Raw genomic sequence first — 25291 nt, 5'->3', positions numbered from 1 at the left:
CCTCCTTATCTCAAAAATTTGATGTTGTACCAGACCGACTTGGCTTCAGCCACCGCGTTGAAGAAGTCAAACTTAATGATCGTTCCCGCCGGAATCGGGTAGACAATTCCGAAACTGTTACCCATGGATACCGACTCAGGAAGCTCCTTCGCATAGATGGTGTGGCACACCTTTTCAGTTCCGATCGTCAGTTCCCAGTAATCGCCGACACAGTAGTGACTCGCAGCAAACGCAATGCTCAGAAACTCCGTATCATACGCCAGAGTAAACGTATCGGACTTGGTGGTCTTGGCCGCCGGAATGTCCAACATCTGTCCCCGTATGAAAGGGATCGTTTTTTTACTGAAGTGTGGGTACGGCAGCTCGCGCACTTTGTCGATGACGCCACCCGCGATGTAAGAAACATTAAATGCCATGGAACCACCCCCTACATGCTATATACGATTTACGCTCGTTCCAGTTAAGCGTCCGTCGTCATCATAATTTAGACCAATATTGTAGGTGAACATCGAATCTCCACTTGGATCAAATGTGCGGGCGGTCACCTGTGTTAACCTGAAATATTTGTAGTATTCATAATCCGGGTGGGAATAGCCCACCCCGGAAGGAAAGTCTTCTTCATCCTCAGAGCCGAACTTCATCCAGATTGAAACCTTCCATTCCGATTCGTAGAACAGGTCTGCTCCAGTCACCCTGTCCGGGTCCTGCATGTGTTCCCGATATAATGTAACGGAAGGTTCCCCCTCAAGAGGAGAACTGTTCGAATTTGAAGTACTGCTATACTTGCGTAATTCCCGGTGGATCAGATCCAGCACAGGAAAAACAATATTTTCATTCACGATGCCGGCCATTACACCATCACTCCCTTTCTTGCCCACATCATATCAATGACCTGAAGCATGCCCCGATCCACGGAATAGCTTGTTTTGATACTTTTAATCGTGTAAACGGAGCGGGTGGTAGTCGTTTTATCCGTCACGATAACGTTGTCAAGCAGATCAAGAGCAGGATTCGCAGGAATGGATACCTGTAGCGTACGGCACATACGTTTCATATCAAAAAAAGCTCGCTCTGCCACCTGCCTCTTGGCCTCAACAGTCTTCGCCCAAGGAACCGCTAGCACCATAGTTCGGATCTCACCTTTGAGTTCGAGCAAGATCTCCTTGTCCACAAAACTGCTCTGTTGCTGATTCGAGTCGATAACCACGATGTGACTTCTTCCTCTGGACCAATCCGTCGATTTGGTAATGGAGATCAGATTGTCATTCTCGGAAAACTCGGCAACGACCGGTTTGTCATAATTCAAGCGTTCCAATCGGTATGTACCATAACGGTCACAGTAGCTTCGATAAGGAATCTCCGAAATAATATCCTGAACGGCTTCCGTAACTTTGGCGGACCATTGCTCAAACGTTTTGCCATACTCCTCAATGAATGGATTAAGCCATCCATTGGGCGTAAGTACCGTACTTGCATCCTTGACTTCAAACTCACCCTCCTGTCCCGGTACCGGAACAATGACTCTGCCCGTCTTCTGATTCACCTCAATCAGATAGGTCTCGTCGATCACATAGTCAGGATAAGAGCGATCCTCACTGGTTGCCCTCCACCCCACCATACCTGCATGTTTAACCAGATCTAGTACAACCGTGGATTTAACCCAGGCCGGCTTTTCAAGTTCCACAGGCTGAGCTGGTGTCGGTGTAACCGCCGGTGTGGATGTAGATGTAATGGTCCAGCTTGCCGGGTCTGCGAGCATCTCCTGATAAAAGGTCCATACCTTGTTCACCCAATTATCACGATCTTCACTCCAGATCATTGGAGCGATGTCTCCTCCATTATGGAAATACAGTACATCCGCCTTGGAAGTCACTTTCTTCCCTCTGGAAGCCAGTGCTTTGGACATCCGTTCTGCTCCACGTTTCATCTGCTCCTGAATACCTTCGTATTCCTTCTTAGGGATTCCGTATCCAAGAATAAAACTGCCGTTCTCTTCCTTACCCATGCCTTGTGTGCCAAGTACGGTCTCATGCTTGCATATTGCAAGCAAAAATTTGTGATCCGGTACACCATAATTTGCAGCTTGAGCTTGGGCAGCCTGAATAATGGTTGATGTCCGGTCCGTCCCTACCGCTGCAGGCGGCACCGGATCCGGCACATTATCAATCTCATCTACCTCTGGATAAGCTTTTTCTCCGAAATGACTTTCTCGATAATGCGCTTGTACATATCTCGAGCCGTGATCTCCAGGGTAGAGCCCTCACCATTAATGTCGACTTTGTCGATCAATCCGGTAAATACCCGCATCATATGCTGACCGTAGCCCATGTAAATGCGTATCGGTGTGTTTTCACTGAGAACTCCAACATGGAATCCATTGGCAAAATAAGACCATGGAGATGGGACGCCCCCAAGCTCGGGAAAATGGGCAGGATTATAGTCCGGTGAAAAGAATCCTCTGGGATTGGAGATGGTCAGCCGTGCTTCCCTGGCTTCAGAGTCAAACTGATCATCAATTTCGGCACTAATGATATTGGGAAGAACTTGCGTGTCCATATAGACAAAAGATCCAACCTGAATAAAATCCGATTCTGGCCTATTGTTCATGACAAAACCTTCATAGCTATTCGTTTGATAATAGCCTTTGGACGGATCAAGTCCTTCTTCACTCTTTTGATTCTTCAACGGAGCAGGCAACAACTCTTGTATACGAATATAATCAATGGCGAATTTTTTGTATTTCACCTTCGTAGCAGGAACTGTGCCGGCTGGAACAGTGGCGTTTTGTTTGCCCCCATAAGTCACCTTAATTTTGATGCTTTTGGCCTTTGCGGGGATCACAATATTATTCAATTCCGTTAGTTTAGTCAGGTCATATGCCCCGGTGAACTTATTGACATAAGCATACGTTTTACCATCAATCACCACAGCGAAAGAATCCCCGGCCGCTTCACTAAAATTAGTCCCCATTCCAATACTAAGAAGCCCTTGAGTAGGCATGCTCAGTTTAGTCACGTTGATCTCAAATTCGACTACCGCGGCTTTTCCTTCAAACGTATATAGCAACTTGCCTCCTGAATCAAACAGGGTCCAGCCCGATTCGATCTTGGCGTAATCTGAAAATTTTAATCCGGTTGTATAAACGCTTTTCTCATACCAGTTCCGTTTATCAAATTTCTCATTCAGTTTAATCTCTCCTGGATATCCTTCAACCTGAACCGGCACTACATCAGTAAATGTTGTTTTCGCATTTCCGTGCAGTTTGCGCTGTCCGCTCAGATATAATCTGGGATTAACCGCCTTACCACCTTCTCCGGTTTTCGTTGTTGGATTAACCCCTTCCCAAATTTCAAAATGTAGATGTCTCCCTTTACCCGCTGCACGTTCAGCAGCAGAAACCTTATGGCCATTGGTATATACGCCACCCGTATTGCCTAGTGTTCCAATGACCGCCCCTTGAGCTACTTCATCATCCACCGAACAGAGAATTTCTTTCAAATGAAAATATTTGGTAATAATACCATTATCATGTCTTATATTCACGGCATTACCGGCACCTTCTGTTTATTCCGGGATATGCGGACTACTTTTCCCGCCCATGCAGCCAGAATTGGCGTTCCGATCTGCTCCCATAAATCGATGCCTCGGTGAATTTTTGACGCGCTTTTACGAGGAGCACCAAATTCATCTGTAACCTCGGTGGTAATCAGCGTTTTACCCTTGATCGGAAAACAAATATCCTGGGCGGTAGCTTCGGTCGAGCCATTATAAATCCCGTTACTCGACTCATCCACCCAAACGGATTGTGTACTGATGACAGGTACTAGCTCAGAAACCATATGCCTGAACTCTTCTGTCCGTCCCGGGATAAATGCCAGCCTGTCCACTTCAACCCGGATATTGGGAAGTGCTCCTTCCCCAGCTTCAGACGCTGGGACAGCACATTCATAACCTCATCCGAAATTGGAATCATATATTATCTCCCCTTACTTGAATCGCTCAATGGTCCACTTCATGAATCGGTCCAGGAAGGCCACGGCTTCAGCCCGTGTCATAGCAGAGTTACCCAAAAACCATGTCTCATCCGGTTCCGTACCACCTACAGGCCTGCCCATATTCGTTACCACTGCTGCACCATCCACCTTTTTCTTGATATTGATGCCTGCAATCAGCGGATCATTATTGGCAAATGTTTCGTCTTCCATTTCAGAGACAGCCATTTTCCAGAATGCATCCTTGTTCTGTACGACTCGCTCATCTTTGTTCTGATAGTAAATGGCCGAATCTTTTCCGACGTCTGCGAACCTTTCGCTCACATCCTTGAGATAATAGAAAGTCACTTCGTCGCCTTCTGAGAAAGGTTGATTGAAGACAACCGTATGGTTGTCAATTTCCGAATAAGCCGGAGTTTCTTGGACTTTATCTTTTTTTCTTCTTTGAATTTCACTGTAACTTTAAGTTTCTTTTTGCCTGCTGGATAATTGCCGTTAAGTCTAAACACCCGTTGTCCCTGAAATGCCGTAATAGGCTCATTTATACCCGTCGTTGGTGCTTCCTTGTCCGTAAATCTGGCATAGAATACCTTGCGTAGCTTGTTAATCAGATGAAAGGCTTCTCCCCGCTGTATAATCGCTTTAGGAAAGAAACAGTTATTGTATGCCGGCTTGAGGGTTGTCGCTTTAATGTCTTCACTCTTGAATTTGAATGCGCCACCGCTATTCTTCGTCCAATAGTTGAACTTACAAGTGACACCATTCAGATTAAAGGGAAGAAACACTGATCCCCCAGGACTGACACAATAGACATCTGTTCGATAACCGATTGCCTTTGTTGCAATTTTGGTTACTGCCGCTGCATCCCCCATGGTATCTGCCCATACCTCGGAAGGAATACTGAGTCTGCGAAGCGGCTGCCCTGCTGCATACAAATATTCCTGATGATTACGACTGAATGGATCGTAGAAATATGTCGTCGCTGCACTAAGTGCAGCTCTGGGCAGATCTCCAGTCCAGGACACGGGTGGCCTCTTCCAATCACTGTCCAGCAACGGTTCTCCATAACTACAGAAGGACACCACCTGACCTGCTTTCACACCGGTATACAACTCTACATCCGTTAAACCCTTGCTATTGGTTTCAGCCGTTTGGTAGATCGTTTGAACACCATCAATAAACACATACAGTGGATTGTTATCTGTCGGCTTGATCAGAACAGGCAGACTAAATGAGGTTTCCCCGCTTGTCCCTTGATTTCCTCATATACAAAAGGCTTGCCTTCCTCAAACTTGTTATAGTTGATCCCCGCAACAAAGACTTCACCATCTTCCAAAACCATATTCGTGGCTTCCATAACATCGTTATAGAACCAGTCCCCTTCGTTTACATCAACCCATTTTCGTATGATAAACACCCCCTATCTTTAGAATAGACAGAAAGAGAGTAGGTCACCCTACTCTCGAATTGTTCGTTCCAACAGACGCTTGGTGCGCATCAGGAAAGTAACAAATTCTGCTCTGGTTATAAAATCTTCCGGCCTGAAGTATAGAATGGGTGTGCCGTCCAATTCTGTTACAACAGTCAGCCCCAAATCAGCCATGCGTTCAATGGAATGTCTTGCCCAGTGATTCTTACCTTCCGTCGTCTGTAAATCCTGAAACTGAACCGCACTCTTGCGGTCATATCCATCTTTTTTGATCAGGGTCATGGTCAGTTCGACCTTGTACCCTTTCTGATCTTTATCCATCGTATCCTGATGATAGAAGATAGGGTCGACTTTGATGGACTCTACAACACCAACATAAATATTGCCCTTTTCATCATAAAATTTGTGCGTCCAGCCTACGTACATGGCGTAGTCATGATAGGACTGCTTGTCTTTAAACAGGATGTTAATGATGGACTTGTACGAAGACACACCCATCTGATGGAAATGCGAGGGAGCATTAATCATTTTAATTTCCCTCACTTGCGGATTGGGCGACGGCGAAGAGTACGGATCAATAATCCGACCCATCACAGGTTCGAACTTCATCCCTGTATCGACATACAGCTTTCTTTTATACCGGTCATTAACTAAGCCAAACGGGTCTTGCTGTGACATATCAGATGCCCTCCTTACCTAATAAAAGATACGGGATAATTGCTCCCCATTCTTGCACCGACATTACTAGCCATCCTGTTTACAAGACCCGGGTTGTTCTGCCGTAGTGTCTTATCCAGTGAAGACGTCAGTTTCTCCACATCTTTTGTACTGCCAGTCATATTGTCGATATTCACATGCACCGTGACATCGCCCGCCCCAACCATCACACTTTTATGTGTATTGTTTGTCGTCATATAATCAAAGTAATCCATGACTTTAAGTCCTGCTGGAATGTTGAATGTAGATATAGGTTTATCCATTTTTTTGCTGATTTCGGCCAGATTCTTGGACTGTTCTACACCCAATGATTGGATTTGTTTAAAAATTTCCATATATTCATCCGAGCCCGGTTTAAACACGCCACTTTTCAGCAAATTCTGCCATTCTTGCTTGATCGAACTCATTTGTGAGTTCAGCTCAGATGCACGAGATTTGTTCAATGCAATCAATTCTGGTGCATCTTCCTTACCCCCATTGGCCGCCAAAAGATCGTACATTCGTTTGTCATAATCCAACTGTGTCAGCTCAAGCTGATCATTCATCTTGCGTCTGAGTTCATCAATTTTACTGTTTTTAACACCGTTCAGTTCAAGCTCTGATTGTGCCTTTTGCTGTTTCTTCTCATTAATCTCCAGACCGAGTTCGTCTTTTTCCTTGCCCTCAGCCATCTTGTCATACGTCTTCTGCAAACTAGCAATCGCCTTATCAAAAAACTTGATATTTTCTTGCAAATATTTCTCCATCAGAGCGCGCATCTGGCCAGAATCCTCGCGGACACCGCTAATTAACAGACGGGATCGAGCAACTTGATAATTCGTTTCGTTGTCACTTGTTGACTTGTTGAGCTGACGATTGATCTTGGCGATCATTTCATCAATGCCATTGCTTTGCGGCTGAGGTGTATACCCGTTAGCAATGGTACCCATTCCGCCAGCAGCAGGAATGTACTGAATCTGAGGCTGCACATATTGTGGTTGAGCGTTCTGCTCAGGCGCCTTGCCGGACTCCTTGTCCATTTGAAGCTGCGACTCTTTTTTCTCTTGCTCGTAGTTATACTCTTTGGCCAACTTTTTCTCGACCGCATCTCCGCCATTTTCAGTCCACAAAGCTTTGAATCCATCCACATAATCGCCAAACTTGTTATTGGTAGCATTGTCTCCAAATACCGTACTCATTGTCCCGGATATAGCGGCATCCATCCCCAGGTTAAGTCCCTTCCATACTTTCCCTATAAAAGATGACTGCTCCACATCTTTGAATTGTTTTGCCAACTCTTCCTTGTTTGTAGCCCGAATATTCTGCTTCTCCGCTTCAGACTTGCCCATATTGCTAAGCGGATCAACAAGGCCTGTAATTACATCCATGGCCCCCATTGCAACACCAAGCCCTGGTACGGCTTTTAAAGGTCTTAAGAACCTTGAGCCGGTTTTCACTAATTTCGAAAGTTTTCCCGGTGTTTTAATCCCACGTGCAGCACGCTCCGCATTGATAGCACGCTGAGTAATCAAATTACCTTGTCTATCTCGAAGAATATTTCCACCTTCATCACGAGTCGGAGCATTGCTGTCAAAAAATGCTTTACGATTGCCTGTCTCTTTCATGTCCTTAAATCTGGAAAGTAGGCCCCTTTTTTTGGTCTTTTGATTTTCCTTTTTGGAATCGCCCCCCGGATTGAATTCATCCATTATCGCATCTTTCATGACATCCTTAATCAGGTCTTCATGTCGAGCCACAAAGGTTTTATTCTTCGCTTCATCTTTATCATCTTTTGCAGCTGATCCGGCACCTGCACTTCCCGTACCCGGAACGACCAGTATTCCTCCAGAAGAGTTCATCATCGCTGCCAATTGAGCCTGCTCAAGCTCCTTCAATTTGGAGATATATGCCGCAGCATCCATTGATCCCTGTCTGAATGAGGCATTCAGGGCATTCACTTCACTTCTTAATTTGGATAGCACATCATTTAACAGAATCGATTGTTTGCGCAGTTTCTGGATCTCGGATTCGTAACGCTGAACATCGGTTGAGCCATAAAGGAACTCGGCATTCAGGAAATACAACTTATTTCGAAGCTCCACAGCATCCAGATCCATATCATCCATCGCCAACATCAGCATTCTCGCTTGATGTTCAAGCTGAATAATCGCTTTTCCGTTTTCATCCAACTCACGGCTTAGAAATTCAAGACTCCGTTTTGTCTTCGCGATCTGTTCATCGAGTGAATTCAATTCCTCACGCAACAGACGAAGTTCCCTGCTTTTGGCCTTGGCTTCCTTCTCCGCTTGGTCACGTTCCCCTGCGTGAAAGGTAGAAGCTGCTGAATTCCCATTCTGGATTGCCTGCTCATAGAGTGATTGTTGTTCATCTCGTCTAGTATGTAGCTTGAACACTTCTTCTTGCTTGGCAGTTGCCCTTGTCTGTATCTCCGCTTTACGGGTACCTTGAGCACGAAGACGGTTTTGCTGTCTTGCCCTTTCCTGCGTTACACCCGCACGGTGCACATCAGCAACTCCGATTGGGTAGGATGTGTTGCCTCCTGAGCTTTCGCTCTTCACTGTACCTGTATCACCCATACCATAACGTGTCTGTTCTCCTTTGTTCATCACATCGGCGAACTTGTCCCAGGCCACTTGAACACCTGCTTCTTCCATAATCCGATTAATCAGTTCCATATGATCTGAAATACCGCTGGCTTGGTCTCCAATTAATCGCAAGAACGAAATAAGATAGGTCTGGAGCCCAGAAAAATCCTCTTTCAACCCCTTCATGGCTTCATATGTAGAGATTTGGAATGCAGTACGGAACTGGCTTTGACGAAATTGCAAGTTATCTCTTGTCTCTGTCCGCGGAACCATGGAAGCTTTATTCTCGTCAACTGCCTTAAGTTGCTCCTCAAGAGCGCCAACTGATGCTTGATCCTGGGCTAAACCACCACTCGTTGAATGGCCTTTCTCCTGAAGAGACAATGAAGACGTAGCCATGAAACGGGCAAGAGCATCTTCTTTTGTTACTTCACCATCACGTTCACCCGATGCAGGCACCGTTTGTTGCATGGCCTTGATCAGATCCTGGATGTTTATCTGTGAGATAGTTGCAGCCTTAAGCATCATGTCCGTCACTTTGGATAGATCATAACCACTCAGTTCCCAAGCAGTGGAAATACCTTCCAAGCCCGTAGCAGTCTTCTCTACATCCACATTGTCAAACGAATTCAACTTGGCGACTTCTTTAGCAAAGGCTGTGGCTTCCTCAGGATTATCATAGGAACGGGAACCAATGCGATATGCGAGACCCACATCCTCCTGATCCATGCCATGCTGCAGTGCAATCCGTTGCAGGTCCTTGACGATCCCGTCTGTTTGACCTGTCTGACCTGATGATCTGATCTCGAAATTTTGATTGGCCTTGGTCATCTGGTCATCCATTTGACGTGACGACTCAAGTGATTCCTTCAGCATAGTGGGTGAGTACCCTATGGCTTTGCCTGAGGAGATATATTTCATCATGTTGCCCATGGAGTTCAATAGCTCCTGTGAACCAGCTTCCGGCAGATCTTTCATTTCATTGAAAGCCCCACGATAAAATGTCTCCAAATCCTTGGTTAACGTTGCAATCATTTGGGACTGCATATCGTCCCTCATCTCTTCAACACGCTGAACAAGGGATTGAATGCCTGATCGATTTCCATCTTTCAGGTCTGCGGTTCGGATATCAGACTGTTCCACATCCGTTAATATCTCTTGGGTTAAAGAGTGTTTTTGTTCTTCTGTATTAGCCAAATTCATCACCACCTTTATACATAAATCCCGTTCTACCTTAGTGTAGGCAAACGGGACGTCTCTCACTTATCCTCCAAGTGCTTGTGCAAGCAAACCGATGTCATCCTCGGATATTTCTGTGTAGTCCGCGTCATCAAAGGTCCGTTTACGTCTAATACTTCCATCTTCCCCAACTTCCTCTTCCCCTCTGCCGCCACCGAACATGCGAAGAGGTGCCGTCATTAATTCAACCTCAAATTGAATATATTTCTCGGCTGACTTGCACAGCTCCGCGACCTGAGGGAGTGTGTACTCCCAGATCTCCCACTTGTTCAGCCCACAGTGCTTGTGAAGGGTAAAGAAGATTTCTCCCCAGTGAATTGGCTCTTGCGTTTCCTCATCACGGATTTCGGTTCCCTCCAGAGGCTCACCCTCGGCGCGTTCTACTTTTTTAGACCATTTAGACCAATAAGCATATCAATGACTTTTCGAGCCGTATTTAAATCAAGGTACTCATCCAGATATTCTCGATTAATGACATACTCACCCTGTTCATCTTTGGTCACAATGTGCGGATAGTTTTTAAACGCCATAGCCAACACATCAAATAAGTCCTGTTGTCGTTTTGCATCCAGTTCATCATTCTCTGTTGGAATAAAGTTAAGAATAATGGCGTCGATGTTCACCGTTTTCAGCAGTTTCATCAGACGACGTGCATCCTTCAGGTTACATGGCGGGATGCGGTACTTCCGCCGATCACGCAGTGTTATAATCTCATCATCTTCGAAGAATGCCCGTTCAGCAGCTTCGGCTTCCTCGGGGGTTACCCGTTTATTCGCCGGATCATTTTTGATTCGTTCGGCAGCTTCCTCGTTCAATTGTTCCGCCAGCTCACGCTCAGCCTTTTCCTGTTCTGTTTCCACCATCATTAGAACCTCCCCTGAACATACTCTCCCCTGTAAAATAAAGAACCTGGCAAGGCAAGGGTCTGTGCAGGGGAGGACACAGACACCGTAAAATACCTTGCCAGGAGCAATGGAACATCGTATGAGATCTTAGATTTTGCTTGTTGCGCTAAAGCGTTTGATGCTTCCCAATTTGCCGTCTGCACGTTCAGGATCAAGAATCTGCAAGGAAATCGCAGACGCCGATGCTGCAGCGCGCTGAGCATTGATGCTGAATGTACCTTTGGCACGGCACATGTACAGTTCGGTTTCAACTCCTGCAAAAGAGCCATCTTTTTGCTGGAATGTACCATGATGAATCACAGAGATTGGGAAAGGCACTTCGTCAACCAGCAAATCAACCATGTCTACCACTTCTTCGCGTTTGTAGTTGAGCACAATTTCTTTACTGATATGCGCAGCGTTCAGAACTACAACATCATTTGCTTCATCATAGAAGAATTCATCCGGTGCCACAGCTGCAGCCTTTGAACTGAGTTGTTTCAGCAACTTGTTAGAGTCTTTGAGACGAACCGTAATATCTCCGTTATTTTCATAAATTGAACTTGCATATTTGGGTTTGACTTCAACAAATCCGGAATTATTTGCGCCAGTAGTTACAGTATCCTGCTCATTCAAAACCCATACGTAGGACTTCACTTGTTCCTGTACGGTTGAACCCATCATCAGCTGAATCGCATCCAGATCGAACTTAGCATCTGTAGCAGATACTTCAATGGACTTCGACTTCACCAGTACGTCGATGGCGAACAGGCCATCACCCCCAAAGATGTCCTCCAGCTCTACATTGAGGTCAATTTTCAGATCTTGCAGGGTACCCAGTGTAATTACTTCAATTGCACCCAGCGGGTCTGTAGGATAACGCTTCGCCATGAATGTACCTACACCTTTGATAATCATTTTTTTAGCCATTGAACAGTCCACTCCTTAGATTTGTAATATCATTATTTAGCTACCGAGACTTACATGAGCCTGCGGCTGGTCGAAGGATTGAAAAGATCAGAATTTCATTCCTCCAAGCAGTTTGGCTGGTGGCTGTCTCTGCTTTTCATAGTGTAGAACGCTAATCTCATTCCCTAACACATATCACTGAATACGTTGAACGAAAGTTTAAACGGGATTTCTCTGTAAGCTGAACAGCTTCTATTAAGATCAAATAAACAGAAAAGACCCCTACATAAGAGGGGCCGGTCTATTGGGCAATTCATCTATAATTTGAGCAATCTGTTCTGCTCGCTCCTTGATTTCGAATTCATCGGCAGTAATCAGATGAACATGAGAGCAGTATTTTCCATGCTCATAAATTCGCTCTGGTGTAATAAACACTACGTCAGCAACAGCTTCCATCTTGTGCTTGTCTTTTTCAAATCGGTCGGGATCCGTAAGTGAATCGAATACAACCAGATTAGGATATGATGTCTCGACCGAACTTGCCAAGCGGCTGTCATTCACCCAATAGATGACTCTTTCACCCTGAAACAACGGACGAACATTCTGACCAACACGAGCCACGACAAAATTCGGAAGCTCAGGGTGAGGATACTCCAATGCATCCACCTGATAAAACTCATCACTGGAATTTATATAAATCACATGATAACCAATCGCCGCAAGTTCTCTTAACAGTCGTTGTGGCCGACGCCCAAATCGTTCACTGTGAAAATCTATAGCAGGCAGATATACAATGGTTGTATTGGTTTGGGGCACATATTTTTCAAAATTGAACTCACTCATTTGAACCTCTATTTTTTCAACTTCAATTGGCGGCTTAGCCGCCTGGCTACCGAAAATTCGTTTGAACATCTGTTTCATCCGCGTTGCCTCCTATCACCTGATTTATCATTTTGACAGCTTCCATAGCCCTGCTGTCCCAGCCATTAGCTCTTGCCACCTTTGCACGGGCCGCGATTTTGGCCTCGCTGTTCTCACTAATTGCTTTCTGAAGCATCTGCCCACAATTATGGCGATCCATAAAGTAGGTTACATCACTGTATTTATTGACGATTTCCTCCATACGAGTCGTTATAACAGGCTTGCCCGCAGACAAATATTCGTAATATTTAATCGGGTCACATCCACGGATCATTTCTGTCAGTTTGAATGGCACAATACAAACATCAAATTGGGCAATATAGGCGGAAGAACTCTGTAATCCTTATGTGGAAGACAAGTTATATTCGGATGCACAATGTTCTTTTGATACAGAGCATTGTTTCCTATCAGAACTACATGATATCCCTTGTCTGCAATGTCGGTAATAAGTGAATAGTCCACCCATGAAGCCATAGCCCCATGGAATCCCACAACCTTTTGTCTCTCCTTAACTTCGGGGAAGTCTGCCGGTATTGGGAGTGATACACGCGCTTTCTTAAAATGCTCATAATCCGCCCCATTCGGGCACATAAAGATCGGTTTGCCGTCATTTTTATGAGCTTCGTACATCACCTTAGCCGTTGTAGCAATAAGATCTGCTCGTTCAAAACATTTCGGAATGTAATCCTTCCACACCGCAAATTCATCGGCTGAATTGTCCAAGTAGTCAAATACGGTAAAATCAAAATTACGACCATCCCCATAGTTATACTGACCTGGACTGGAGAACCAGAGTACCTTTTTTCCTTTGACTAGATGGTCATAGTTAATACCCTTTTGCACAAGGAAGAGGTCGTCATTCAATTTTTCAATCGGACGGCTCTGTTTCTTATACGTTTCTTCATTAATAAAAATAGCACGCACCCCTGGAATCTTGGAGAATGCGGTCATTAATTGCTGTGGACGTTGAAACAACAGATTCCAATCGAGTGCAGGTGGATATATGATCGTCATTTCAATGCTTTCAATACATGCGTTTTTTTGCCTACTTCTATGTACCAGCCAATTCAGCAACCAACTCCACTCCTTCCTCATAGGCATGAACCGGACGAAGCCGTGTATCCACATATAGTCCATAACCAAGCTGCTGAGCCTGCTCACAGAAAGGAGCATCCTCACCAATCGGATGTGAACCATATCGAACTCCCGCTTCAATAACTTCGCGTTTAATCAGATACACGGCACCTGTCAAATCAACGGGGATTACGCCCTCGCTGAATTTTTGTACGTGCTTTCCACCAATCATTGCATTATGAGCCTTTAATCTTGGGTGATTTCGAATCAGCATGGCACAGATGTCCTTCTCATTTTCGAGTAAGCGCTCCAGGCTCTGTTCAGGAATAATGATATCTGTATCAATGGAAAACAGATAATCACAATCCGATTTCAGAAACTCATCCAAAAGTATATTTCTTAGTTGCGCCAGATGGTGATAGGAGTATTGACCGCGCAAATGACCGCATGTCTTGCCCAAGTTATAAGTCATATACGAGATTTGATGATCATTTAAAATTTGTTCTGTCTGATCTTCACTATCATTCACAATGTAAAAAAATCGCTTGTTTACTGTCTGTTGCTTGAGCGACTGCAAGTGCCGCTCCATAATCCATGCCCGGTTTCTCACAGGAGCACCTATGAATACGTCAGCCACCGTTCATCCCTCCCCTTTCACATAGTGTAGACTGTTCTTCGCCAATCTTCAGCGTATCCAACAAAAAAGACTTTTCACACGAAAGAGGAGAGAGAATGATCTGTTTCTTCTATTCTATAAAAGAAGGAGATGATGGAGATGTACAACAAGGACTTGAATCATTTCAATCCGAAAGAGGGTGAAGAGCGTGCTTGGGAGCGTTGAATTAATTCATAACTGGTTCCAAAAGGCTTCGGATGGAGAACCTCATGCTTCCGTTCGATTCGGGGATGCTTCCAATACTATTCTGGCCCATGGAACTGTCCTAACCATGGATTTCATCCAATCCCATTACGGGTGGGTGAATGATCCCACATACTGTGGCATTACGCTACCCAATGCAGGAGCGAGAGAGATCATTGTACATTGCCTGAGAGAAGCCGATTATGTTGGTCACTTGACTCAGACGGATCACTGGTATTTCAGACCCTTGTTTGATATGTGTCTAGCGTATTACAAGATTAAGCCCAAGAAGACATTTTATGCGTTTGAAAATAATTACATCGCCCGGTTTAAGCTGTTCTATGAAACGTTCAAAACCATGCCCATACTCATCTGTGGAGCCAAGGCCGAACAATACAAAGAAGTTCTGGAACGCCGTTACGGTTGGACAGGCATCGTTGCAACAGTGGACTGTCCCTCTTGGTCTCATGTGAGCGCAGCCTCTAAAGAAATGGAAAACATCCATAAAAAAACACCTTGGAAACTGGCTCTTGTATGTGCAGGGGCACCTGGCAAAGTATTAGCCATTAAAGCAAAAGAACTTGGCTCTGTAGGTGTTGATTTCGGTTCAGGAGCAGATGTTGCCATTCAGGCAGACAGCGAAAATCTGTACGCTTGGGACTACGAAGGATTTCCCGATTATTGGGAAGGAAGACCAAAAAAAAGACCCTTCTAGGGTCTTTTTTGTTGTATATAGACAGGATTCATGTGAAATTTCATTGCTGTAGTAGTTATTGATAAATTGAACTAACTGACTTATTATTGTTAAGATAACTCCTAATCTAACCTGGTTTAGACTTGCATAAAAGAGGAGCACTACTTAGACTATTCAATCGTTGGAGGGAATGTAATGGCGTACTCGCAGTCAAAGACCGAAGCAGTGGCAACTCACTTAAGAAATAGATTCATGGAAGGCAATGTTGAGGGGCACGAAATCGTTGTTGCTCTGATTAGTATGGTTAAAGCTCAGAAAATTAACATAGACGACGTCGCTCCCATTCTGTTTAATGTTTTTTTTGATAATCCGCAAGGCATTTTATCAGCACTTGAAAAAGCCAGTACATTGGTTGATGATGAGTTAATTGATTCAATCATCAATGAGGTCAACGAGAACGCCTAATCTTACATACTAGGGGAGATTCATTGAAATCCATCTGACCTTTTATTTTTATTTTGTTTTTTTGTTCTCCCCTCATTTCAGATTTATTTAGTTTATATTGGCTTGCTTATGTGCTTCGCGTTATTTTCCATCTCACCCTGCTTATTCTAAGAATAGACCTTGGCAGAATGACAGGAGAAAAGGAATTAACGAAGGGAGCAACACGTATGGATCAAGTAAATAAAGCAATTCTATTTTTAGCAGTCATTGAAACCATGCTTGAAGCACTGCACCATATCGAAGTGGACCAGACAGAACTTGTTGATTCGCTAGTTATGCTAGGTTTCGATCCCATTAACATTTTATACGAAACCAATACCATTAGATCCTTCCAGAAAGTGTGCAGAGCCTTTGCAGAACTCGATTTTGCAGATGAAGCCCTTTCCGCTTTTTTACAAGATTAGCTACACAGTTTCAGTATTTAGAATTGACCGGATATATATTTTTTTTGGAAAACGAAGCCAAAAAAGTAGAGCCTCAAGTCATTGGACTTGGGGCTCTACTTTTTTCTAATTTACATTAGACGGCTTAACATCCATCCTCTGAACTCGTATAGAACATGTAGGAGACATCACAGATATCTCCTTCTTCAACATGACCTATTTAACGAAAGGATGGTTATATGAACCAAGCAGGTTTAGAACATGTTACAGACCATTTAAATCACTCTGTAATTGGAGTGGTGGATTCAACCTTGTTTCACTCACAATATGAGCATGAACATCCTACCAAAATTGTGATCATACAAAATTATTATTTTTTGAAAGACGCAGCTCATTTTAATGATTGGTTAAATGAACGTTGCGAATAATCCTCTCTTTACCTTATCGTCCTCTCAAGCTTTTTGGCGTCTGCGTTCATCAATCAAAACCTTCAACATGAGCAATTCCCCGTAGGTGAGCTTCTTCTTGCGTACTTTCTCCACCCATGCCCATTCGTCAATGATTTTGTCGTTATAGGCATCTCCTACGTATTTATCAAGTTCATTCCATGTCCATTGAGCATAATCCAGCACTTTATTCATATCATCATCCTCCGTAGCCACTTCTTCCTTAAGTGGACTTAATTTAGAATTGACTACTTGCTTAAATCTTTCATATTCCTCAGGTTTTTTGATCCAAGGTAATGGACATTCCTTCCACCCAACAACTTCTTTATGTGTAAAGAACACATTGGGAAAGCCACGTTCACTAATCAAATATACTGCAAGGTCTACAACGTTATTAAATGTATCCTCATGAATGCTGCCGTCCTTCTCAATACACATTTCAATTCCCACTGTGCTATTGTTTGGATATGTTCCAAGATGGGATAAAGCTTCCTTTGTATACGTCTCACTCCCGCAATGGTATGCAAGTTCATCATCTGGAAGGCTATTATAGATGGAAGTTCGATCTACAGAGTAATGTGCACTTGCATAACGACCTTTCCCAATTTGCTGTGCTAAGCTCGCAAAATATGTACTAATGTTTCTTGCCGATGCTCCTGGAGAAGCCGTATAATGCATAACAATTCCTCGTTTAGCCTTCAGTTTCATTCCCGCTCGACTATATTTATTAACAGGTATGTAGTCCTTGGTAATCGGAATCATTACATCTTCTCCTTCCCTTCAGATTGATCTTCCTCACCCCGAAGCTTGAAAAGAGCAGAAGTGATAAATTTCGGTACAGGAAGTCCTAATTTTCCCATGTTCTCGAGAATACTTATTCCTTCAGTACCGATGATGAACATCAGCATGGCATCTCTCATAAAGTCGTTGGAATTGCCCAAACTATATCCAGTTGATGAGCAATAATGACGAATACAAATGTCAGTGACTTGCGAGCAAGTCCCCACCATCCAACCCTGCTGGAAAGTTCCTTTTTGTACCAAGCAGATAACACACCTGTCATGTAATCCAACCCCACAAAAATCGTTACTGCAATAAACAGGTGATCCATCCCTCCAACCAAGTACACCATGGCAGACAACAGCCATCCACATAAAACCGTAAAGATCGTATCTCTTTGCAAATCGCCTTCCCCCTTCAATATCTTTTTCATGTTTAGGTTAGGCGGAACAAGGGGATAAGTCTCATGAGATGTTGTTGCCTTTGTTTATTCTCCTCAGCATTCCACTAAGTGAACAGCAAAAATCCCTTTCGCATATGCGCTGCGGAAGGGATCTTCGCTGAATCATTAGCTGTACGTAGAAGGATCAGGTGTGACAGGAATGCCTGACTCTGGAGTTTGTGCTGTATTCCGACTGCGGAACATGTCCTGAATTCTATCCATCACATATGGGGTGGAATCGATCAGTTTCTCGAACAGGTGAGTTGAATTGTCAAGCGGAACGATGTGAACGCCCTGTTTGCCAACCACCAGGAACGCGATAGGACGAATGGATACGCCGCCCCCGCTTCCGCCTCCAAATGGTGAGGCCACCGAAGCGGAGCTGGCATGTTCAGTCGTACTGCTTCCCCGCTTCCCCCTTTGCTGCTTCCTTCATTCACATGAAAATCACTGCCACCGGCAGCAAATCCGAATCCCACTTTACTAATTGGCAGGATTACTGTACCGTCAGGTGTTTCAACCGCATCACCCACGATTGTATTGACATCCACCATGGCCTTGATATTTTCCATTGCGGTTTCCATTAAGCCTTGAATTGGATGATCTGACATTTAAATTCCCTCCAGTTTCAATTTAAGCTAGGTTTGATCTAAACATATCATCCCCAAAGTTGAAGGGACTTATGTAAGCCAGCCATTTAACAAAACCTCTAAACTTGAAACTGCTGACTCGTTAAAATAAAACCCGCCAGTTGGAACAAACTGTGGAAAATATCCGCTAATTCACATACTTATGTGTGCGCTTTGCTGTGTTGTCTCTTGAGCTTTAGCTTGCGTCTGCGCCGCTGCTCTTTTAAAAGTTTTAACCACATACGCCATCCTCCCTCAACCTGGAGCACCCGGGTTAACAACGTAATTCCTGCGATTAGGACTGCTGTAATCCGAATTTTCAGCTTCCAATCCAGCTGGGTTTGGAACTCCATTTCATCTTCCCACACAGGCACAACCTGTAACTTTGGCGTTTGTTCAAAATGGATTTGATAAGAGAGGTATCCAATGATGATGGACTTGATACTCCACACCCAACCTATGAGAACAGCCGTATACGCTGCATCGCCGATGCCAACGCGGGTAGACCAGGACAAATCAGTCATATGTACACGAGAAAGTGTTTGCTTGATCCAGAGCTTCAATGCTTCCGTTGCCCTGAGCATGACTTTTACATCCTTAGCCCACTTTTTTACTTTACGTTTGTTAACACGCTCGTGGCTCTGGGCTTCCCTCGAATGACTCATTCGCTGCTCCGTCTTCACCAGAAAACCTTCCTTCATATTACGAAAGACGATGCTGGGAATTTCATAGTTAATACGCACAATGCCATATAGCAGACGAACCGTAATCTTGGCATAATCATCATGATTATGTTTCCTGAATGTAAAATGCACATGAACATACGAGATGAGGACTGCGACAAGAAGCAGTGCGATCAACAAGCCGATTCCTCCAAGCCAAATCCACACAGGCCTTACCTCCAAGCCCTCAATTCTTTTCTCGTCTAGTATGACACTCTATATAGGAAAAAATTCACGTCCGACCTGAAAATTCCATTTATTCTTTGAAACATCACCTTGCAAGCCATTCCGATAACACGTCAAAAAAACCGGCACCCCGACAGGGTACCGGTTTTGGATCGATCCAGCTTCAACGTTATGAATCCATAGGATCATCTTGATTAGTTATATCGATTGTATTTGCATCGTCTTCCAGACTCGAACTGTCCAGGTCCAGATCCACATGCTGCACATCCAATTTTTCAAAGAGCAGCTGAGTTTCTTCCTCCAGATTTTCGGAATCTTCAAACAATCCTGGCTCAGGCAGATCTTTGAGCGAAGCCAAACCAAAGTAATCCAGGAAAGACTTGGTAGTGCCGTATAGAATCGGGCGTCCAATCGCTTCAGCTCGTCCCACTTCCTGAATGAGATCCTTGTTCACAAGCGTATGGATGGCGCGTTCGGATTTCACACCACGGATTTCCTCAATCTCTACCCGCGTGATAGGTTGACGATACGCCACAATAGCGAGTGTCTCCAAAGCTGCCTGGGATAAAGAGGTACGTGATGGAGAATAGGCCAATTTCTCAAAATAAGCCGCATGTTCCGGTAACGTACCTAGTTGGACTACCCCTGCAATTTTAAGAATTTGTACACCACGTCCCTGATTGGCAAATTCAGCGATCATTTCCTCTATCGCATCCGACACCAGTTCGGTACGTTGATCCACGATTTCGGCGATTTGTTTGATACTCAGACCTTCTTCTCCGGACAAAACAGCAGGCCTTCAATAATCGATTTCAATTTCGGAAAATCCATGATTCTTTGTTTCCCCTCTCCACTCCATAACGATATCCTCAAACATCCGCTCCTGATAACAGACAATCTGCTTCATCTTCATCAGCTCCAGCACCGCCAAAAAGGTCACGACAATCTCATGCCGATAAATTTGGTTATCCAGCAGCTTGGAGAATAACAGCCTGCCTCCCGGTCCCATACTTTCCAACGCACCGATGACATCGCGAATGCGATCCTTAACCGAAATCTCATCCCGTTGGATGCGAGTTACGGTTGTACGCTTCTCCGCTTTGCGCAGCGCCTTCTGGAAGGCTGCAATCAGATCCGAGGTATGCAAACCCTCGACCGGATTCGATTGTGCTTCTACAGGCATATACGGTCGCAAATCCTCGGGCTCTTTGGAGAAAATAAGGCTGCGTTCCCACTCCCGTTCGTGCAAGTGACGCGCAATTCCCTTGTATTTGCGATATTCAATCAGACGTGCAATCAGTTCTGCACGTGGATCATAATCTTCATCTTCCATATATGCATAATCCTCAAAGTCCTCGATTACCGGTGGTTTGGGCAGTAATAGTTTGCTCTTGATCGACAGAAGTGTCGCCGCCATTACCAGAAATTCACTCGTAATATCCAGCTCCAGCTCCTGCATCGAATGCAGATACGCCATATATTGATCGGTAATATCGCTGATGGGAATATCCTGGATATGAATCTCTGCCTTATCGATCAGATGAAGCAGCAGATCCAAAGGCCCTTCAAAAGTCTCCAGTTTGTATGTAACTACCGTCACTAGACGAATCCTCCCGCCAGAAAAATAAAAACCCCCGCTAAGCCGCCGAATCCGGTCTCCCGTTTTCGTCTGCGCAGAGCAGGGCACTATATTAAATAAGCACTATTTTAACTGTTTCGTCAAGTTCGCCATTTCAATAGCGGCAGTAGCTGCATCCCAGCCTTTGTTTCCTGCCTTTGTTCCGGCACGCTCGATGGCCTGTTCGATATTCTCAGTCGTAACCAAACCGAAGATGGTTGGCACGCCTGTTTTCAGGTTAATTGCGGCTACACCCTTAGCCATCTCATTACACACATAATCATAATGTGTCGTTGAACCGCGGATCACCGTTCCCAACGTAATGACTGCATCGTATTTGCCACTTTCGGCCATTTTTTGTGCAATCAACGGGATTTCGAAGGCACCCGGAACCCAGGCTACATCCACTTCATCATCTTGAACACCGTGACGTTTGAACGCATCCAGCGCTCCGCTAAGCAATTTGCTAGTAATGAACTCGTTAAAACGTCCTACGACCACTCCATATTTTAATCCTTCCGATACCAAATGTCCTTCAAAAAAGTGTGGCATTCAAGTCATCTCCCTAATTATTTTTTATGATGTACACTGCTGAACTTCGGGCAAAATATTTCAACTCTTTTTTACCATCAGAAAAGCTGCTCAGTTTTTTTCTTCATTCTGCTCGATATCGTCGAACTTCAACATATGACCAAGCTTCGCCTGCTTCGTGTGCAAGTAGACCGTATTATCCTCGTTCTCTTCCATCTGAATCGAAACTCGCTCCACCACTTCAAGCCCGTAACCTTCAAGTCCTTTAATTTTGCGCGGATTGTTGGTTAACAACCGAATTTGACGAACGCCAAGATCCTTGAGAATTTGGGCTCCAATGCCATAATCACGAAGATCGGCGGCAAATCCAAGCTTCAGGTTGGCATCCACCGTGTCCAGACCTTCCTCTTGCAACTTGTAGGCTTTGAGCTTGTTGATCAGTCCAATACCGCGGCCTTCCTGTCTCATATAAAGCAGAACGCCGTTGCCTTCGTCGTGAATCTGTTTTAATGCTGCATCGAATTGCGGACCACAGTCGCAGCGATGAGAATGGAACACATCTCCTGTGAGACATTCGGAGTGTACTCGGACCAAAACAGGCTTGGAACCGTCAATTTCGCCTTTAACCAAAGCGATATGCTCTTTGTTGTCCACCGCATTTGTATAAGCAACCGCCTGGAATTCACCGAAGTCCGTTGGCATGCGTACAGCCACTTCGCGTTGAACCAGCTGTTCCTTTTCATTCCGATAACGAATCATGTCCTGAATGCTGATCAACTTCAGATCATGCTTGCGAGCGATCTCCTGCAGATCCGGAAGTCTGGCCATCGTGCCATCTTCCTTGATCACTTCACAAATTACACCTGCCGGATAGGAACCACACATAATGGCGAGATCTACAGCCGCTTCCGTATGTCCGGCGCGCCGCAGTACACCGCCATCTTTGGCGATAAGTGGGAACATGTGGCCCGGCTTGCGGAAGTCTCCACTTTTCGCTTCGGGATCAATTAGACCTTTCACGGTAATGGAGCGTTCATGTGCCGAGATGCCCGTTGTGGTGTCTTTATGATCTACAGAGACGGTGAACGCCGTCCCATGAAAATCTGTATTTTGCTGAACCATGGGTTTCAGGTTGAGTTCGTCAGCACGTTGCTGCGTAATGGGAACACATACCAGACCTCTGCCTTCGGTAATCATGAAATTGATCACTTCAGGTGTAGCCTTTTCGGCCAAAGCGATAAAGTCGCCTTCATTCTCCCGATCTTCATCATCCACCACGATGACGGGTTTTCCCCGCATGAGATCGTAGATAGCTTCCTCTATAGAATTCAGAATGGACTGCTCTGACATAGGTCCCCCTCCAGTTTCCATTTCAATATATTTGTATTTAACGGATGAATTAAGCAAATCCGTGATTAGCGAGAAAATCCTCACTGATACTTCGCGGCTTACCTGCACCGTTCTCCTGATGTCCCTTACCATAGTGGAGCAGATGATCCACATATTTACCCAGAATATCACACTCGATATTGATGGTATCTCCTGTCTTTTTGACATTTAATACAGTCTCACCAATCGTATGTGGAATAATGGATACTGTGAATGCAGTCTGTGAAGTTTGCACAACCGTTAGACTGATTCCATCCAGGGTTACAGACCCCTTGGGTATTAAATATTTAAACAACTGCGTATCATCAGGTTTAATCTCGAAAACAATCGCATTCTGGTCACGAGTAATGCTGCCAATGACTCCGGTACCATCGACATGGCCCTGAACAATATGCCCGCCAAAACGACCACCTGAGAGCATGGCTCGCTCCAAATTGACTTTGCTGCCGGATTGCAATTGACTGAGATTGGTGTGTCGATAAGTTTCAGGCATCACATCGGCAGTAAAACCATCACCCTCCAGAGTTGTCGCAGTTAAGCATACCCCGTTTACAGCTACGCTATCGCCAATCTTCAAGTCGTTCATGATGGCGGAAGCTCCGATATTCAGGACCATCGCTTCGCCTTTCCGACCAATACGCCGGATCTGACCGACTTCTTCCACCAAACCGGTAAACATGCTGCCACCTCCTTTATTTATTTCGTTATAACAAGCTCATTTATTCAGGCCAAACCGGAATTCCGCCAATGCTAATATTATCTCCAACTTGCTCAATTTCCAGCTGATGTAATTGAATCGCCTGGCTCATGCGCTCAACTCCCTCGAAGCGGAAACTGCCTGGCGTATCGTATCCTCCGACAATTTTCGGAGCAATGAACATAAGCAGTCGATCTACCAATCGCGCTTCCAGCATGGCCCCATTCAGTGTGCCCCGCCTTCAAGCAGAATCGATCCGATCTCACGCTCACCGAGCTTGCTGAGTGCATTTAGTAGATCTACACGTGGTCCAGGACCACAGCGGATAATCTCCACACCGTAGGCTTCCAACCGCTCAGCCGCTTCAGGACTCGCCTCATCCGTTGTAAGCACCCATGTCGGTACAAGTCCATCCTTGACGATTTTGGAGCCTACAGGTAGACGCAGCTTGGAATCTACTACGATTCGCACCGGGCTGATGCCTTCCACTTGTAATCTTGTCGTGAGCTCCGGATTGTCTGCAATCACGGTTTCAACACCAACCATAATGCCCTGATGTCGATGACGAAGGGCATGCACGATTTCCCGAGCCGACTCGTTGGAGATCCATTTGCTGTCCCCACTACGAGTTGCAATTTTGCCATCCAGTGTAGAGGCCGTTTTTAAAGTCACAAAGGGGAGACCTGTTGTAATGTATTTAATGAATTTCTCATTCATGCGTCTGCCGCGCTCACGCAGTACACCAACTTCGACTTCAATCCCTTGTTGACGCAGCATGCTGATGCCTCTGCCGGATACTTGCGGATTCGGATCTTCGCAGCATACGACGACACGTTTCACTTTTTCATGAATAAGGCGTTCGCTGCATGGTGGAGTCTTGCCATAATGACTACAAGGTTCAAGTGTAACGTACACTGTACTGCCTTCTGCATCATTGCCCGCCATGTTCAATGCATGAACCTCTGCATGGCCCGTCCCCCGTTTGAGATGACTTCCGAGGCCCACGATACGTCCTTCTTTTACAACGACACAACCTACTACCGGATTGATTCCGGTCTGTCCTTGTGCCCGTTCTGCCATATCCAGTGCCAACGCCATATAAAATTCATCATTAATCATTTCCAAGTCCGTTCACCCCACGGTTAAAATCTCAGTTATAGACCTCCCTTCCAACAGAGAGGCATGTTCCATATCCAATAAAAAATCCCCGTCGAACAAACCGTTCGATGGGGATGATGAGAGACATGTGTCACCAGCAGTAGTATGGATACAGGCCAACAACACTTCGCCCAAAGCTTCATTTCAGGCAAGTGAAAGCAGACACATACCTTAATGAACTTCAATTACAGGTAAAGAGCTTCTATGATGTGGCATATGTATGAAGATTGCCGGAATTAACCGGATTTCTCCCTGCACAGGAATGAATTCGTCACAAACTGTACAGCAACACTACTGCGGAATGCGGCCCATTAGGACAGCACCCTCTCCTTCTCCCATCCAGACTATACTGTCGGTTCTGGAATTACACCAGATCAGCCATCTGCCACAGGCAGACGGGTCACGGACTTTGCATCAATGCTGGATAGATATCCTCACATACTGCATCACCGCCGGTAGGGAATTACACCCTGCCCTGAAGGATTCGTTGCGTTATTAATTGG

29 protein-coding genes, 3 pseudogenes and 1 riboswitch are annotated in these 25291 nt (G+C 45.0%); of the genes and pseudogenes, 4 read left to right on the top strand and 28 right to left on the bottom strand.

Annotated features, from left to right (window positions below; translation table 11 throughout):
- Window positions 1-5: 5 nt before the first annotated feature.
- From ACTWJ7_RS14515 to ACTWJ7_RS14430, 18 genes are all read right to left on the bottom strand, one after another.
- Window positions 6-416, bottom strand: a complete 411-nt coding sequence (locus tag ACTWJ7_RS14515; protein ID WP_094936926.1) for a hypothetical protein — start codon at window positions 414-416, stop codon at window positions 6-8.
- An 18-nt stretch (window positions 417-434) separates the two neighbouring features.
- Complete coding sequence (locus tag ACTWJ7_RS14510; protein WP_094936927.1) at window positions 435-851, bottom strand: hypothetical protein; 417 nt, start codon at window positions 849-851, stop codon at window positions 435-437.
- Window positions 851-2158: a hypothetical protein gene (locus ACTWJ7_RS14505; protein WP_443145566.1), complete on the bottom strand. Its 1308-nt coding sequence runs from the start codon at window positions 2156-2158 to the stop codon at window positions 851-853. Before ACTWJ7_RS14505 ends, ACTWJ7_RS14510 begins: the two co-directional genes overlap by 1 nt.
- Before the next feature lie 14 nt (window positions 2159-2172).
- The gene (locus ACTWJ7_RS14500) at window positions 2173-3543 is read right to left on the bottom strand and encodes a M23 family metallopeptidase (RefSeq protein WP_443145565.1); all 1371 of its coding nucleotides are present in this window, start codon (window positions 3541-3543) and stop codon (window positions 2173-2175) included.
- The gene (locus ACTWJ7_RS14495) at window positions 3540-3839 is read right to left on the bottom strand and encodes a M23 family metallopeptidase (RefSeq protein WP_443145564.1); all 300 of its coding nucleotides are present in this window, start codon (window positions 3837-3839) and stop codon (window positions 3540-3542) included. The genes ACTWJ7_RS14500 and ACTWJ7_RS14495 overlap by 4 nt, the downstream gene beginning before the upstream one ends.
- Entirely contained in the window at window positions 3824-3973 is a 150-nt protein-coding gene (locus ACTWJ7_RS14490; protein WP_443145563.1) for a hypothetical protein, read from the bottom strand. The genes ACTWJ7_RS14495 and ACTWJ7_RS14490 overlap by 16 nt, the downstream gene beginning before the upstream one ends.
- A 13-nt stretch (window positions 3974-3986) precedes the next feature.
- Window positions 3987-4340 (bottom strand): hypothetical protein, encoded by a 354-nt coding sequence (locus tag ACTWJ7_RS14485; RefSeq protein ID WP_443145562.1) that lies wholly within the window; start codon window positions 4338-4340, stop codon window positions 3987-3989.
- A complete protein-coding gene (locus tag ACTWJ7_RS14480; protein ID WP_443145561.1) occupies window positions 4337-5176 on the bottom strand; it encodes a hypothetical protein in 840 nt (279 codons plus the stop codon). The genes ACTWJ7_RS14485 and ACTWJ7_RS14480 overlap by 4 nt, the downstream gene beginning before the upstream one ends.
- A 29-nt stretch (window positions 5177-5205) precedes the next feature.
- Window positions 5206-5409, bottom strand: a complete 204-nt coding sequence (locus tag ACTWJ7_RS14475) for a hypothetical protein (RefSeq protein ID WP_443145560.1) — start codon at window positions 5407-5409, stop codon at window positions 5206-5208.
- A 39-nt stretch (window positions 5410-5448) separates the two neighbouring features.
- On the bottom strand, window positions 5449-6099 hold the full coding sequence (locus ACTWJ7_RS14470) for an S-layer homology domain-containing protein (protein ID WP_053784469.1): 651 nt from the start codon (window positions 6097-6099) through the stop codon (window positions 5449-5451).
- A 14-nt stretch (window positions 6100-6113) separates the two neighbouring features.
- Window positions 6114-9920, bottom strand: a complete 3807-nt coding sequence (locus ACTWJ7_RS14465) for a hypothetical protein (RefSeq protein ID WP_443145559.1) — start codon at window positions 9918-9920, stop codon at window positions 6114-6116.
- A gap of 66 nt (window positions 9921-9986) precedes the next feature.
- Window positions 9987-10142 (bottom strand): hypothetical protein, encoded by a 156-nt coding sequence (locus tag ACTWJ7_RS14460; protein ID WP_236703702.1) that lies wholly within the window; start codon window positions 10140-10142, stop codon window positions 9987-9989.
- A 200-nt stretch (window positions 10143-10342) separates the two neighbouring features.
- The gene (locus ACTWJ7_RS14455; RefSeq protein ID WP_285078678.1) at window positions 10343-10828 is read right to left on the bottom strand and encodes a hypothetical protein; all 486 of its coding nucleotides are present in this window, start codon (window positions 10826-10828) and stop codon (window positions 10343-10345) included.
- 126 nt (window positions 10829-10954) lie between these two features.
- Window positions 10955-11776, bottom strand: coding sequence for a hypothetical protein (locus ACTWJ7_RS14450; protein WP_094936932.1), 822 nt, complete (start codon window positions 11774-11776; stop codon window positions 10955-10957).
- Between the two features lie 261 nt (window positions 11777-12037).
- Window positions 12038-12676 carry a hypothetical protein gene (locus tag ACTWJ7_RS14445; protein ID WP_094936933.1) on the bottom strand — a complete coding sequence of 213 codons (639 nt, stop codon included), beginning with the start codon at window positions 12674-12676 and terminating at the stop codon, window positions 12038-12040.
- On the bottom strand, window positions 12645-12971 hold the full coding sequence (locus tag ACTWJ7_RS14440; RefSeq protein WP_443145558.1) for a hypothetical protein: 327 nt from the start codon (window positions 12969-12971) through the stop codon (window positions 12645-12647). The genes ACTWJ7_RS14445 and ACTWJ7_RS14440 overlap by 32 nt, the downstream gene beginning before the upstream one ends.
- On the bottom strand, window positions 12956-13750 hold the full coding sequence (locus ACTWJ7_RS14435) for a hypothetical protein (RefSeq protein WP_443145557.1): 795 nt from the start codon (window positions 13748-13750) through the stop codon (window positions 12956-12958). The genes ACTWJ7_RS14440 and ACTWJ7_RS14435 overlap by 16 nt, the downstream gene beginning before the upstream one ends.
- Window positions 13728-14387 carry a glycosyltransferase family 2 protein gene (locus ACTWJ7_RS14430; protein ID WP_301877651.1) on the bottom strand — a complete coding sequence of 220 codons (660 nt, stop codon included), beginning with the start codon at window positions 14385-14387 and terminating at the stop codon, window positions 13728-13730. Before ACTWJ7_RS14430 ends, ACTWJ7_RS14435 begins: the two co-directional genes overlap by 23 nt.
- Before the next feature lie 187 nt (window positions 14388-14574).
- On the opposite strand from ACTWJ7_RS14430, the gene ACTWJ7_RS14425 reads away from it, so the two are divergent.
- The 4 genes from ACTWJ7_RS14425 to ACTWJ7_RS14410 all read left to right on the top strand — a co-directional run bounded on the left by ACTWJ7_RS14425 (window position 14575) and on the right by ACTWJ7_RS14410 (window position 16618).
- The gene (locus ACTWJ7_RS14425; RefSeq protein WP_024634029.1) at window positions 14575-15324 is read left to right on the top strand and encodes a GT-D fold domain-containing protein; all 750 of its coding nucleotides are present in this window, start codon (window positions 14575-14577) and stop codon (window positions 15322-15324) included.
- Window positions 15325-15498: 174 nt separating this feature from the next.
- Window positions 15499-15768 (top strand): hypothetical protein, encoded by a 270-nt coding sequence (locus ACTWJ7_RS14420; RefSeq protein ID WP_094936936.1) that lies wholly within the window; start codon window positions 15499-15501, stop codon window positions 15766-15768.
- Between the two features lie 206 nt (window positions 15769-15974).
- Window positions 15975-16211 (top strand): hypothetical protein, encoded by a 237-nt coding sequence (locus ACTWJ7_RS14415; RefSeq protein ID WP_285078672.1) that lies wholly within the window; start codon window positions 15975-15977, stop codon window positions 16209-16211.
- A 218-nt stretch (window positions 16212-16429) separates the two neighbouring features.
- The gene (locus ACTWJ7_RS14410; protein WP_301877655.1) at window positions 16430-16618 is read left to right on the top strand and encodes a hypothetical protein; all 189 of its coding nucleotides are present in this window, start codon (window positions 16430-16432) and stop codon (window positions 16616-16618) included.
- Window positions 16619-16642: 24 nt separating this feature from the next.
- Here ACTWJ7_RS14410 and ACTWJ7_RS14405 read toward each other — a convergent pair whose 3' ends face one another.
- From ACTWJ7_RS14405 to ribD, 10 genes and pseudogenes are all read right to left on the bottom strand, one after another.
- Window positions 16643-17398: a peptidoglycan recognition protein family protein gene (locus ACTWJ7_RS14405; RefSeq protein ID WP_301877657.1), complete on the bottom strand. Its 756-nt coding sequence runs from the start codon at window positions 17396-17398 to the stop codon at window positions 16643-16645.
- Window positions 17398-17747 (bottom strand): annotated as a pseudogene (locus ACTWJ7_RS14400) (phage holin family protein). The gene ACTWJ7_RS14405 and the pseudogene ACTWJ7_RS14400 overlap by 1 nt, the downstream one beginning before the upstream one ends.
- Window positions 17748-18100: 353 nt before the next feature.
- A complete protein-coding gene (locus ACTWJ7_RS14395) occupies window positions 18101-18469 on the bottom strand; it encodes a spore germination protein GerW family protein (RefSeq protein ID WP_443145556.1) in 369 nt (122 codons plus the stop codon).
- Window positions 18470-18648: 179 nt separating this feature from the next.
- The gene (locus tag ACTWJ7_RS14390; RefSeq protein WP_301877661.1) at window positions 18649-19377 is read right to left on the bottom strand and encodes a DUF2953 domain-containing protein; all 729 of its coding nucleotides are present in this window, start codon (window positions 19375-19377) and stop codon (window positions 18649-18651) included.
- Between the two features lie 187 nt (window positions 19378-19564).
- Window positions 19565-20226, bottom strand: a pseudogene (gene scpB / locus ACTWJ7_RS14385) (SMC-Scp complex subunit ScpB).
- Window positions 20195-20995 (bottom strand): segregation and condensation protein A, encoded by an 801-nt coding sequence (locus ACTWJ7_RS14380; RefSeq protein WP_024630942.1) that lies wholly within the window; start codon window positions 20993-20995, stop codon window positions 20195-20197. The pseudogene scpB and the gene ACTWJ7_RS14380 overlap by 32 nt, the downstream one beginning before the upstream one ends.
- Window positions 20996-21097: 102 nt before the next feature.
- Window positions 21098-21565 carry a 6,7-dimethyl-8-ribityllumazine synthase gene (ribH, locus tag ACTWJ7_RS14375; RefSeq protein ID WP_024630943.1) on the bottom strand — a complete coding sequence of 156 codons (468 nt, stop codon included), beginning with the start codon at window positions 21563-21565 and terminating at the stop codon, window positions 21098-21100.
- Window positions 21566-21655: 90 nt separating this feature from the next.
- Entirely contained in the window at window positions 21656-22894 is a 1239-nt protein-coding gene (locus ACTWJ7_RS14370; RefSeq protein ID WP_024630944.1) for a bifunctional 3,4-dihydroxy-2-butanone-4-phosphate synthase/GTP cyclohydrolase II, read from the bottom strand.
- Between the two features lie 49 nt (window positions 22895-22943).
- Window positions 22944-23612 carry a riboflavin synthase gene (gene ribE, locus ACTWJ7_RS14365; protein WP_079349448.1) on the bottom strand — a complete coding sequence of 223 codons (669 nt, stop codon included), beginning with the start codon at window positions 23610-23612 and terminating at the stop codon, window positions 22944-22946.
- Window positions 23613-23652: 40 nt separating this feature from the next.
- A pseudogene (gene ribD / locus ACTWJ7_RS14360) lies at window positions 23653-24755 on the bottom strand (bifunctional diaminohydroxyphosphoribosylaminopyrimidine deaminase/5-amino-6-(5-phosphoribosylamino)uracil reductase RibD).
- 356 nt (window positions 24756-25111) lie between these two features.
- A riboswitch (FMN riboswitch) is annotated at window positions 25112-25275 on the bottom strand.
- Window positions 25276-25291: the final 16 nt, after the last annotated feature.

The sequence above is a fragment of the Paenibacillus sp. 1A_MP2 genome (assembly GCF_052244825.1).
Taxonomy (GTDB): Bacteria; Bacillota; Bacilli; order Paenibacillales; family Paenibacillaceae; genus Paenibacillus; species Paenibacillus vandeheii.
This window is presented reverse-complemented; position numbering and strand designations above follow the sequence as displayed.